General features: G+C 47.8%; 12 protein-coding genes. 2 read left to right on the top strand and 10 right to left on the bottom strand.

The window, feature by feature from the left end:
* Positions 1-100: 100 nt before the first annotated feature.
* The gene (locus tag MHH93_RS24525; protein ID WP_500056147.1) at positions 101-562 is read left to right on the top strand and encodes a MarR family winged helix-turn-helix transcriptional regulator; all 462 of its coding nucleotides are present in this window, start codon (positions 101-103) and stop codon (positions 560-562) included.
* A gap of 423 nt (positions 563-985) precedes the next feature.
* Here the strand turns inward: MHH93_RS24525 and MHH93_RS24520 are convergent, their stop codons facing one another.
* The 3 genes from MHH93_RS24520 to MHH93_RS24510 all read right to left on the bottom strand — a co-directional run bounded on the left by MHH93_RS24520 (position 986) and on the right by MHH93_RS24510 (position 3,593).
* Positions 986-2,491: an MDR family MFS transporter gene (locus MHH93_RS24520; protein ID WP_500056203.1), complete on the bottom strand. Its 1,506-nt coding sequence runs from the start codon at positions 2,489-2,491 to the stop codon at positions 986-988.
* A 35-nt stretch (positions 2,492-2,526) separates the two neighbouring features.
* A complete protein-coding gene (locus MHH93_RS24515) occupies positions 2,527-3,099 on the bottom strand; it encodes a GNAT family N-acetyltransferase (RefSeq protein ID WP_500056146.1) in 573 nt (190 codons plus the stop codon).
* Positions 3,100-3,296: 197 nt separating this feature from the next.
* A complete protein-coding gene (locus MHH93_RS24510; RefSeq protein WP_339239393.1) occupies positions 3,297-3,593 on the bottom strand; it encodes a hypothetical protein in 297 nt (98 codons plus the stop codon).
* 184 nt (positions 3,594-3,777) lie between these two features.
* On the opposite strand from MHH93_RS24510, the gene MHH93_RS24505 reads away from it, so the two are divergent.
* On the top strand, positions 3,778-4,275 hold the full coding sequence (locus tag MHH93_RS24505) for a GAF domain-containing protein (protein ID WP_500056145.1): 498 nt from the start codon (positions 3,778-3,780) through the stop codon (positions 4,273-4,275).
* A gap of 153 nt (positions 4,276-4,428) precedes the next feature.
* On the opposite strand, the gene MHH93_RS24500 is transcribed toward MHH93_RS24505, so the two are convergent.
* The 7 genes from MHH93_RS24500 to MHH93_RS24470 form a co-directional block, all read right to left on the bottom strand.
* Entirely contained in the window at positions 4,429-5,202 is a 774-nt protein-coding gene (locus tag MHH93_RS24500) for a MerR family transcriptional regulator (RefSeq protein WP_500056144.1), read from the bottom strand.
* Positions 5,203-5,574: 372 nt separating this feature from the next.
* Entirely contained in the window at positions 5,575-6,999 is a 1,425-nt protein-coding gene (locus tag MHH93_RS24495; protein ID WP_500056143.1) for an aldehyde dehydrogenase family protein, read from the bottom strand.
* Between the two features lie 241 nt (positions 7,000-7,240).
* A complete protein-coding gene (locus MHH93_RS24490; RefSeq protein ID WP_500056142.1) occupies positions 7,241-7,663 on the bottom strand; it encodes a universal stress protein in 423 nt (140 codons plus the stop codon).
* 18 nt (positions 7,664-7,681) lie between these two features.
* Positions 7,682-8,902 (bottom strand): MFS transporter, encoded by a 1,221-nt coding sequence (locus MHH93_RS24485; RefSeq protein ID WP_500056141.1) that lies wholly within the window; start codon positions 8,900-8,902, stop codon positions 7,682-7,684.
* A 229-nt stretch (positions 8,903-9,131) separates the two neighbouring features.
* Entirely contained in the window at positions 9,132-9,584 is a 453-nt protein-coding gene (locus MHH93_RS24480) for a MerR family transcriptional regulator (RefSeq protein ID WP_500056140.1), read from the bottom strand.
* A gap of 192 nt (positions 9,585-9,776) precedes the next feature.
* A complete protein-coding gene (locus MHH93_RS24475) occupies positions 9,777-10,133 on the bottom strand; it encodes an SdpI family protein (protein ID WP_500056139.1) in 357 nt (118 codons plus the stop codon).
* A gap of 186 nt (positions 10,134-10,319) precedes the next feature.
* Complete coding sequence (locus MHH93_RS24470) at positions 10,320-12,671, bottom strand: heavy metal translocating P-type ATPase (RefSeq protein ID WP_500056138.1); 2,352 nt, start codon at positions 12,669-12,671, stop codon at positions 10,320-10,322.
* Positions 12,672-12,762: the final 91 nt, after the last annotated feature.

Below are 12,762 nucleotides of genomic sequence, written 5' to 3'. Positions count from 1 at the left end.
ATGGGGATAACATTGATTGAAAGGTTGTTCTGTTCTCGTAGTGATAGGTTGTAACTTCATCATTTCAACTTATAAAATTATCTGAAAAGGCGGGATCAGCATGCTGGAATTACAAGAAATCGGAACCGAACGTTCACTTCATCTGTACCGCACCTTGGCCCAGACATTCAAGAGCGTGAATGAACACGCTGTATCCGGAAGCAAAGTGCATGGCTTCAACCCCACCGCATACGGGGTGCTCGAAGTGTTATATATGAAAGGAGCACAGCCGATTCAACAGGTTGGCGCACAACTTCTGCTGCAAAGTGGGAATGTGACCTATGTGATTGATAAGCTGGAGCAAAAAGGATTGTTACACCGTAAACATTGTCCGCAAGACAGACGGATCATTTTTGTGGAACTAACGGAAGAAGGCCAGCGCACTATGGATGAGATCTATCCAGGTTATGCGATGAAGATCGATCGTGCTGTCAGTGGACTGAGTGAGGAAGACAAGGAATTGCTGTCCGAACTTTTGGGAAGGCTTGCACATTCTGCAGACCGTTTATCAGCCAACGGCTAGAGCTTATATTCAAACCTGCCTAAAGCCATAGCGGGAGCGCTAACGAACCTGTCACTTCTTATTCAGGGGTTTGAAGCGCTCGCTGCATTTTAAGGAATCTGACACACGCTATCCTTGAATAAACCGCCGTTTACAACGTGTTTTTCAGGTGATTTCGGGAAATAACGTGTCTCATGTTCCTTACAATTTAAAAAGAGCAGCAGAAGGTCAAATAAGACGTCCTCCGTTCCTTAGAAATTCGTCTGGACGATTCACCAGGATCAGTCAGCCTGTACTTCAAAATGCTTTAGACCCGGACATCCTCCAACGTATCACTTGCCAGAGTGTGAAGGTAAACTCTAGTCCACCGCACATGTGCCATCAACAAAAAAAACCGGATTTGCCTGACATCGGCGAATCCGGTTTTTCGTATACAACCATTTTTTATTTTGAGCTTTGAGGTTGTGGTGGAGCATCTGCATCTTCGGGTACAATTAAACGTTTGCGTAGAGCAAGCGTCGTTACCCACGAGACCAGTGCAATGACAAACATGATGACAAACAGGGAATGCAAGCTTCCTTCCAGCACACTCCGCAATAGCGCCCACTTGTCATCCGATAGTGCTGCATCCGTATGTGGTGCGAGCAGTTCGTTCAGATCACTCTCCGATACTCCGGCCTCCGCCAGATTCTGCTCACTCGATAATGTGGAGATTCGATAGTTCAACCAAGTGCCAAAAGCTGCTGCACCAATCGTCTGTCCCAAGGTACGCATGAACGTATGCAGTGCCGTAGAAGATCCACGTTCCTTATATCCTACGGAAGACTGCGAAATAATAGTAAAGATCGTAAACGCAAATCCGAAGCCAAGACCATATATAAAGGTCAAAATAAATAGCACAGCCTGCGGGGATGTCCCTCCCACCAGAAAGAGTCCACCCGATCCGATCGCAATGCCGGTTACTCCAATCAATGCGGTCAACCGTGATCCAATTTTCATCAGCAGACGACCTGCGAGCACACTACCAATGAGCCAACCTACCGACATCGGAGCGAGTAGCAACCCGGATTCCGTCGCATTGCCTCCCCGAACCCCCTGCACCCAGAGCGGCAAATAACTGGTCAGACCGATCATCAGGGTACTGGTTAACAGTCCGGCGATATTCGCCACACGGATGTCCCGAATTCGGAACAGATGTAGTGGAACCATTGGGGCCTGAGCTCTTTTTTCCACCACAAAAAATAAAATAATAAACAGAGCGGCAACCACACTCAGTCCTATAATCAACGGAGAACTCCAGGCATAATACTGCCCACCCGCCGACAGGACAAATAACAATGCGGTAATGCCCACCGTGAAGGTCAGCGCACCGACATAGTCTATTTTGGCTGTACGTGGAGAGATATCTTCCTTCAGATAACGAAATACAAACCACATCGCGAGCAGACCAAACGGCACATTAAAACCAAAGATCCACTGCCAGCCAAGATTGTCTACAAAATAACCGCCAAGCAGCGGTCCTGCCAAAGACGAAATCCCCCAAACGGAGCTGATCCATCCCTGGATTTTGCCACGTTCTTCAATGGAGTAGATATCCCCAATAATCGTAAATGTAACAGGAACTACCGCACCCGCACCAATCCCCTGAATAGCACGGAAAATAATCAATTGCTCCATATTCTGCGACAGACAGCACAAGAGTGAACCCAGTAAAAATAAGGAACAGCCAATAAGAAATACAGGCTTTCGTCCATACAAGTCACTGATTTTTCCAAAAATAGGCGTACTCACAGCCATCGTCAGCAGGTATGCGGTGAAAATCCAGCTAAGCAGTTGTACACTCCCCAACTCACTGACAATGGTAGGCCCTGCCGGACCAATTACGGTGCCTTCAATCGCTGACAGAAATGTTGCGAGCAACAGCCCCGTCAAGATGAAACTGCGCTTCAAACCTCCAGTTGCATTCACACGAACCCTTCTCTCTTTTATTTACCTCGCTTGCGAAGAAACTCATCATACAACATCGAATACATCACCATATCCTTGTATCCGGTGGATGTATGTTGCACCTGACGCAGCAGCCCTTCTCGTGTGAAGCCGCGGTTCGTCAGGAACTCACCGGAAGCCACATTACGTGGATCAACCAGCGCTTCAATTCGATTAAGACCCATGGTCTCATACCCAAAGGGCAGCAATGCAGAGAAAGCCTCTGTCATATAACCGTGACGCCAATAGTCACGTCCCAGCTCATAACCAATTTCTCCCCGGAATGCGCCTTCAAGCTGCCATGTGTTAAATCCACAGCTTCCGATGAGCCTGCCCGTTTCTTTGAGCTCGATCCCCCAACGGATCGCATCCTCTTCCCCTGCCATTTGGTTGAGCAGTCCAATCATGTCCGCCGCTTCGCTTGTCCCAATCATGGGTGCAAGATTCATGTAACGGGTCACCTCGCGATCTGACCAGCATGCGAACATCTGGGCTGCATCCCGGCGACGCATTTTACGCAGACGAAGCCGCGCAGTCTCCATTTCGGGAATTCTTCCTTTGCATTTATACATATAAGACACTCCGATCCGATCCATCTCCGCAGACCATAAGATTCATTAGTCATCTAATCATAACCTGCGCCGAATGGCAACTATTCAGTCATGAACATACGTCAAAAAACCGGGCCAATGTCGCTCCCGGTCTTGTTGTCCGTATGGATCCATTCAAGTTTGAATGAATCACGTCATCATGCTTGTCCGATTGAATTTTAAGCTTTGGACGTTTTCTTGTCCTTCGCCAGCAATTCATCGCTAACCCGGCCAAGTACGGTGGTGATTTCCTTGAATTCTTCAATACCAGTCCCGGTTAGGCTCCATTGGTCCCCGTGGGCGGTCAGGAAGTTCTCCTGTGTCAGGTGTTCAAGCTCCTGCTTGATCTCCCGCTCTCCAACACGATATCCCCGTTCTTCCAATAGGGGCAGCGCCTCGCTAACGTTCAAATCCTGATTTTGGGCGAAATATAGTAGATGAATCCGTACAAATAGATTCTGTACCTCTGCATGCATAAGCCAAGCTCCTTCCCGGGTTGTAGCCCTCCGTGGTTGCTAAGTAATTACCCCACGCGAGAAGCTGAGAAACAGGAGGATTCTTCTGGCATTACCTTCCCTTTCCGAAATCCTCCGCTTGACTAACCGCATCCTCTGCACTATCTTGAAAATAAGTACCATTTTGCTCGGGAGGGTGATTTACATGTTTCAAGCTGTTTCCTATGAAGGAACACGAAGTGAGCAGCACACCGCCGTCCTGGGACAGTTAAGTGCTCTGATCCGCGATGAACCTAGTGCGATTGCCAATCTGGCGAACGCTGCTGCGCTGCTCAATGTATTTATGACCGACACCAATTGGGTCGGCTTCTATCTGTATGATGGAAAAGAACTGGTTCTCGGACCATTCCAAGGACTGCCTGCCTGTATCCGAATTCCACTGGGACGTGGGGTATGCGGCACTTCTGCTGCGGAAAAACGTACCCTGGTCGTTGACGATGTTCATGCCTTCCCAGGCCATATTGCCTGTGATGCAGCATCGAACAGTGAGATTGTTGTACCTATTATCATAAACGGTGAACTGTATGGGGTGCTGGATATCGACAGCCCGGTCAAAAACCGTTTTGACGACGAAGATCGCGTCTTCCTGGAGAAAGCCGTTAGTCTGCTCACAGAGCAACTGGAAGCAACTGTATCTCTTTAGGAAATGAGAATAAGGTGATCGGAGACCTCATCACACATGATGATGAAAAACCCGAATAATAACAAAGAGCGCAGTCCTCTTGGAGGTCTGCGCTCTTTGTTATCCAAGTTGTTTCACACCCATGTTCTTGCTCGCCCATGTTACTTTATGCATCTAGGATAAATCGTGTTCCGCTTTAATCATCATCCCGTCCCGCAGAAATTCAGCCAGCCTCGGGTGGTAACCATCATACATCTGGCGGAAATTTTTATGCTCTACATACAGATTGGCCAAATCCCGATAGATTTCAGCGGTGGGTGTATAATAACCTTTGATCCATTCAAGATGCCTGCCAATAATCCGTTGTACTTTCGCACTACCGGGTTCCAATCCATCCTCAATGGCCTGCTGCAAGTCGAGATGAACCTGATCAATTTTCGCCTGGGAATCCAGATAATCTTCTTTCGATTTTATCTCCTGGTCAGATTTCTGAATGCTCTCTTTCTGCATTCGTTTCACATCATTATTGACAGAGTTAGAAACCGATTCATTCAATAACTGATGACGCCCCTTATCTACAAAACCGATATACAGCTCATGTTCGTCAATTTCCTGTTCTCCTTGCAAATGCGCGATCGTTTTGTCCAGTGTCTGAATCAATCCATGCAAGCGGAGTGCCTTCTCCAGAATCTCAATGCGATGCTGTTTCATGATGCGTATGACATCCTGAGGATCATCTCTTAGCATAGGGCCAATCTCATTTTCCTCCATACCTACTTCCTTACAGAAGAGGATTTGCTGGAGTCTTAGTAATTCCTGCTTTTCATAATAGATAGCTTCATCCAAATCCCCAAAGGCCGGATTCAGAAGACCTGCCTCCGCATACTGGCTCAGTTCGTTCAGACTTACGCCTGACATTCCCGATACATCAACCATGGAATATGCCACCTGAATACACCTCCTGCCTGTCCTGCAACTCCAGAGTTCAGGCTTATTATTTCATACTGCATTTTATTTGAATAATGAGAGATTATAAGACTTTCGGCGATGCTGTACCGCTTCATTCCGCTCGTGCTCTGGATGGGTACATCATGCTTCGGTGATATGAGCGGCGTTTAGTCATTTAAGTTACGGTATGTTAACTATGTTATACCCGTCTCATCAGATGTGAACCCGCAGTCAGTGAAGAATCCGTATGTATTTTCGAAACTTTTTCCATGATCTTCAATTAAAAAAATCCTGTGCCATTATTCTGGCACAGGAGCGTCTGGTTATATTTCCATTAGCATACGGTATATTGAGTAAAAGAATGGAAGAGAATCATCCTTTGTTAAACATGACAAACTTCAATTCCGTCATTTCTTCTACCGCATATTTGACACCTTCACGTCCAATCCCACTTTGTTTCACCCCACCATAAGGCATGTGATCCACTCGGAACGTGGGAATATCATTAATCATAACTCCACCTGCTTCGATCTGGTCGACAGCATGGAGGGCGGTATGAATATCGTTTGTAAATACGCCTGCCTGAAGTCCGTATATCGAATCGTTAACATGTTCAATACCCTCTTCAACGGAATTCACCGGATTGATAACAACGATGGGTGCAAACACTTCCTGGCAGGATACCTTGGCATCACGTGGAACGTTAACCAGCACCGTTGGACGCAGAACGCCTCCTTCAGCTTGACCGCCTGCTGACACTTTAGCCCCGGCCTGTTTGGCTTCTTCAATCCAGTCGAGTGTACGCTGTACATCCTTGGAGGTAATCAGTGCAGAGACCACCGTATCCGGGCTCAGTGGGTCTCCGATTACCACTTGATTAGCCGCTTCAGCGAAACGCCGGATGAATTCTTCCGAGATCTCACGATGTACGTAGATTCGCTGTAGTGAGATACATACCTGTCCCTGATACGTGAACGCACCGGTCACACAACGAGGAACCACCTTGTCCAAATCTGCATCCTTATCCACGATCACCGCTGCATTCGACCCAAGCTCCAATGTCACACGTTTGAGTCCTGCTTTGCTGCGAATGCTCGTACCTACCGCTGGACTGCCTGTAAACGTAATGTGGGCAACACGAGGGTGTTCAACAAGTACATCCCCAATGGTTTTGCCGTCACCACTCACCACGTTCAGTGCACCATCCGGCAATCCGGCTTCCTGAAGCAGATTAGCGATGTAATAGGAGGACAGGGGTGTCTGCTCCGCAGGTTTGAGAACAATCGTATTGCCTGCTGCCAGCGCCGGGCCTACCTTGTGTGCTACCAGGTTCATTGGAAAATTAAACGGCGTAATCGCACCGATGACACCTAGAGGTTGCCGCATCGTATAGCCGATACGCCCTTCTCCCCCTTTGGCTGCATCCATCGGAACGGTCTCACCGGTCAGCCGCTTGGCTTCTTCGGCGGCAAAACGATACGTTTCTACCGTACGGTCAACCTCAGCCAATGCTGCGGTAATCGGCTTCGCTGCTTCAAGCGCAATGATTCGCGCCGCTTCTTCCTTGCGTTCTTCAAGCATCGAGGACAACCTGTACAGAATATCTGCACGCTGATGTGCAGGCATCTGGCGCATTGCCTTCCCAGCCTGAACCGCAGCTGTAACAGCAGCCTCCGCTTCCTCGGCTGAAGCCGACGAGACTTCTGCCAGCGTTTCTCCGGAGTATGGTGCTTGAAGTGCTTTATAATCTACGGATTCGGTCGGTTTGCCACCGATAAACAGATGTTGTTTTTTCATATGCTGCATCCTCCATCCTTTTAGACCCTATTGAACTTAAGAATATTACACTGCCACTTCGATGACAGAACAACCATACAATCGCTGTCTCATGTAAAAGTTCAGTTCAATTTATATAATCTATTTATACACCATTTCCGTGCCATCAACCCACTACGGTGTTCGGCAATCATAGCTTGTAACGTGCCTGATGAGCCATTGTGGCAATCTTGAGCTATTGCATTATACAGGATTTCATAACCTATTTAACCGTCAGGACGGGGCACTCTGCATGTTTTAACACGCCATGGCTGACACTGCCCATGATTATCTCTTCGAGCACACCTTTCCCGCCTGTACCCATCACAATCATTCCACAATCTCGTTCACGCGCCACACGGCAGATCTCATTAACGGGATCACCTGCAATCAGCAGTGTCTCATATGCAATGTCCCTTCCGGACAACTGTCTGGTCACCGGTTCTATGATATGTTTCCCTTCTTCAGCAATCCGAGCTTCCAGATCAACACCCAATGCAGGTTCATTGATAGAGATAGCAGGATTAACATGCACGATCAACAGGCTTGCGGGTTGTTTCATACCTTCAGCCAGGATCAGTGCTTGTTCCAAAGCTTTATGCGCATGTTCCGAACCATCAACAGCAACCAATATACGTTTCAACATTGCAAATCCCCCTCTGAATTAATGCGATGTAATGGCGGAATCAATATCCCGCAGGTGACGACGGCGTACTAACAGTACCACGACACCAATAAGAACCATTAATGCCCCAAAATAAAACGGTGTTTCTGGCAGGAACCACTCGGACAATTTACCTGCAAGCCATGGAGCGAGTGCACCACCCAAGAAGCGAACGAAGCTGTATGCAGCAGAAGCAACCGAACGCTCCACAGGTGCAGCTTCCATAACAGCCGTTGTAATCAATGTGTTGTTAATCCCAAGGAAGATCCCTGCCACAATGACAGCCACAATAACGGTGGTTGGTGAACCCATCACTGTACCAATGGCCATAACAACCAGATCAATCGCGAACAATGTCAGCATGACACTCATGGACGGCACCGAACCGAATCGGCGCTGTAGTCTTGGAGCAACAAATACCGACGTAATGGCCAACATTAGTCCCCAGCCAAAGAATACATAACCCAAGCCGTGTTCATCCAGATTCATGACATAAGGTGAATAAGCCATCAAAGTAAAGAATCCAAAGTTATACAGGAAGGCCGTAATCGCCAATGTTTTCAGTGAAGGATAACTTAATGCTTTGAACGGATCGGACAACGAACTGCGTGTTTTCGGTTTGGCCATTTTGGGCAACATAAATGTAATGCTGATAAAAGCAATTGCCATCAGAACAGCTACCCCATAGAACGGGCCACGCCAAGAGATGGAACCCAGCTCCCCACCAAGCAGCGGACCAACTGCAATCCCGAGACCAAGTGCTGCTTCGTACAAAATAATGGCCTTGGCTGTCCCCGATGTGGACAGTCCCACAATGGCAGATAACGCCGTTGCGATGAACAAGGCATTACCCAGTCCCCAACCGCCACGGTAACCGACCAGTGCACCTACCGTGTCTGACGTACCGCCGAGGAACGAGAAGATAATAATCAGCAATATGCCGCTAAGCAGCGTCCATTTCACACCGATCCGGCTGGATACGACACCCGTAATCAGCATCGCTACCCCGGTTACAGCGTTATAGCTGGTAAAAAGCAGCGACACCTGGCTTTTGGAAGCATGCAGCTGGTCTGCAATTGCGGGCAAGATCGGGTCAACCAGACCCAGACCCATAAAGGATATGATACATGCAAAGGCGACGGCCCATACCGCTCTCGGTTGAGACAGCAAGCCCCCGCGGGATGACGGCAATTCGTCCGGTAATGATGGCTCTCTTTTCATACATAATTCCTCCTGTGAATAATTTATGTGGTTAAGCTTTATATTTGAAAATGACGTGAAAAGAATGAAAACATTCTATACATTTTCAGAATTTGAGGTAACAAAACGGCACAAATGACACCGGAACTTCCGGTGTTTGTACGGGATCGCCACAGGTACTATGGTGCTCACTCCATGTAGCGATTATGTGAATACAGTTTTGTTTATTAAATATTAGATGCTAATTCGGTTAGCCGTCTTCATCATTTTGCGGATCATGTGCCTGTAACTTCTGAATACCGCTCCGAACGCGTTCACGCAGCTCTTCCAGTTCAGTCTGTACGGCATGTATGCTCTGAAGCTTCTGCTCAATCAGTTCCAGCTGACCATCCAGTGTTGTTTCCATCGTAGTGAGCTTCTCAATCCTCTCTCTCACTTCCGTCGTCTGCTGGTAGTCAAAACGTTGTTCGTTCAGCGCATCTGCTGTTGCCACATAGGTATGTAGCTCCTGAAGAGAGAATCCAAGTACCTCTTTGGCGCGAACCACCTTCTTCAGATAATCAATATCCTCCCGAGTGTATAACCGCGTGCCGCCATCTGTCCGCTGAGGTGAAGGCATGACACCAATCTCTTCATAATACCGAATGGTTCGCTTGGTCAAACCACATTCCTTGGCTACGTCATCGATTTTATATAAACTCATTTCCCTCACCTCTCTCATATGTCTATAATGTTATGTACATAATTATATATAATATTAACGTTAACGTCAACGTTAGATTTAACACCTGTAGTCTTGGTGAGTTTAACAGCGTGTTCGCTTCTCCAATTTCAACAAAAAAAGACCCGCTTCACTCGCGAGTCTTCCTCTGTAAACTTATTCATTCATCTTACCTTAAACGTCCTGCTCATTCTGTTGCTGTTGAGCACGCTGCATTTGCTTCAAACGGCCTTCCACTCTGGTAAATAGTCTGAACGTATAGAACCCTGTAGCAACCAGACTCAGTACCAAAGCTCGTACATCTGTCAGCCAGAAACCGATAATGCCGAATATTGTGATAATCACACCGAATTGCATCATCAGATTGGCACTATAACTTTGCGCTTCGTCCCACAACTCGGGATTACTCATTGCACGCGGGGTGCGATACCCATATATCCCGTTAATCATTTTCGGTGGTTTTTTGAACACCATTAATCCCAGAATGAAATAACACACACCAATAATGATCCCTACTACTGCTCCTGTCAAAACGTTCTCCCCTTCTCTGTTGTCTTGTATAGACCTGCTTACACTGGCACTTCGATGAAAGAATAACCTTTCAGGTTATCTCTGTCCTCTCCGTTCTCGTGTAAATGTCCAGTTAGACTTATCTACATAAAAATATAAAAACGGCTCTACGTATATACGAAGAGCCGCCTGAATCGTTTCGTAAACTTAGATATCCTTCACACGAAGTACACGCATGGCGTTCAGGACAGCAAGCACAGTGACACCCACATCAGAGAATACTGCTTCCCACATGGTAGCTATGCCGAACACACCGAGTAGCAGGAAGATCGCCTTAACGCCCAGAGCAAACGCGATATTTTGCCATACAATCATGCGTGTTCGCTTTGCAATGCGGATTGCGCTCGCAAGTTTGGACGGTTCATCGGTCATGATGACCACATCTGCCGCTTCAATCGCGGCATCCGAGCCAAGTCCACCCATTGCCACGCCCACGTCAGCGCGTGCCAGCACAGGTGTATCGTTAATACCATCACCGACAAACACCATTTTTTCCTTCGGAGATTTGGCCGCTTCCAATTGCTCCAGTCGTTCGACTTTATCCTGTGGCAGCAATTCAGCATAGACCTCATCCACACCCAGCTCGCGTCCTACCGCTTCACCCACGGCTTTGGCATCTCCTGTCAGCATGACCGTTTTGCGGATGCCAAGCTTCTTCAGCGCCTGAATAGCAGCTGCTGCATCGTCCTTCACTTCATCGGCAATGATCAGATGACCAACATACGTGCCAGCTTCAGCAACATGCACTATCGTTCCGGCCGTCTCTGGTGTGGTATAGGTTATACCAGCCTGCTTCATTAATTTAGCGTTGCCTGCGAGCACTTCCCGACCATCCACGCTTACCTTGATCCCATGTCCAGCAACTTCATCATAACCTTCCACACCTTGCGCGGGAATCGCTTTGGCCCAAACTGCACGAATGGATTCGGCAATCGGATGATTGGAATTGGCTTCGGCAATGGCTGCCAGCTTCATTAGTTCTTCATCCGTGCGTCCGCCTTCGGGGCGAATGGCTGTTACTTTGAATACACCTTTGGTTAGTGTACCCGTTTTATCGAAAACAACCACTTTCACATCGTTCAATGCTTCAAGATAATTACTGCCTTTGACAAGAATCCCGTTACGTGAAGCCGCTCCGATACCACCGAAGAATCCAAGTGGAATAGAGACAACCAGCGCACAGGGGCATGAGATGACCAGGAAGACCAAGGCACGATAAATCCAATCGGCAAATGTTGCACCACTAAGGATCAACGGCGGAACAAAGGCAATCAGGGCTGCAAGGATGACCACAACCGGTGTGTAATAACGGGCAAATTTACTAATAAAATGCTCTGTTTTCGCCTTCCGACTGCTTGCATTCTGCACCAAATCCAAAATTTTGGATACCGTTGATTCACCAAACGTTTTGGTTACTTCAATGGTCAACATCCCGTTTTTGTTTACAAATCCACTAAGTGCATCACTTCCGGGCTCCAGCTCACGAGGTACCGATTCACCTGTCAGGGCAGAAGTGTCCACCATGGAACGCCCAGTTTGAACGATACCATCCAGCGGTACTCGCTCTCCTGCCTTCACGACAATACGATCACCGATCCGTACGTCTTCCGGAGATACACGCCGTGTCTCGTCACCCGAACCCGTTAAAATATTGGCGTAGTCCGGGCGGATGTCCATCAGGGACTGAATCGACTTACGTGACCGATTAACCGCCATGCCCTGAAACAGCTCCCCGAGCTGATAGAACAGCATGACCGCTACCCCCTCAGGATACTCACCAATAGCAAATGCACCCAAGGTAGCGACGGACATGAGGAAGTATTCATCAAACACCTGACCACGGATGATGTTTTTGGATGCCTGGAGCACGATATCTCCCCCGGCAATCAGATACGCGAGCGCATAGAGAGTAAACTGTGCCCAACCCTCCAACGGCGACCAGATCGCAGCTGCGAGCAACACAGAACCGGCAGCAAGACGAGCAAGCAATACTTTGGTCTGGCCTGCACCATGTTCATGCGAATGTCCTGCATGAGCATCGTGATCATGGGTATGGCTGTGATCGTGATTATGTCCAGCATGACTTCCGTGTTCGTGTGCATGGCCCTGCGAATCACCATGATCATGAGTATGCGAGTGATCTCCATGTCCATGTGCATGTGAATGTCCATGATCATGTCCGGCATGGTCATGACCGTGTTCGTGTGAATCAGACGCACTCCCTGTATGGGTGTGTACATGTCCGTTTACCTTTTTTCCTTTTTCCGAGATGCGAATATGAGGCTCCAGCCGAAGCACTTTGCGCTTCGCTTCTTCCACTACCTGTTCATCCATATCTGAAGTGGTGTGTAGTGATAATGTTTTGGTAACAAAATTGACGGAGCATTCGTTAATGCCCTTAATTTTTTTGACGCCGTTCTCGATCTTTAATGCGCAGTTCGCACAGTCCAACCCATCAAGCAGCAGTTCCCTTTTCACCTGTTCCTGTCCGGTTCCCATGTGAATTCTCCCCTTTGCAGTACAAAAACAATGTTTTCATCCAACTACATTCAATATATGAGCATTCATTCATATGTTTAGTTACCCCTAT

This window comes from Priestia sp. FSL H7-0729 (genome assembly GCF_038005685.1).
In the GTDB taxonomy this organism is placed as follows: domain Bacteria; phylum Bacillota; class Bacilli; order Paenibacillales; family Paenibacillaceae; genus Paenibacillus.
The sequence above is the reverse complement of the archived record's forward strand: the minus strand, read 5'-3'. Positions and strand labels throughout refer to the sequence as shown.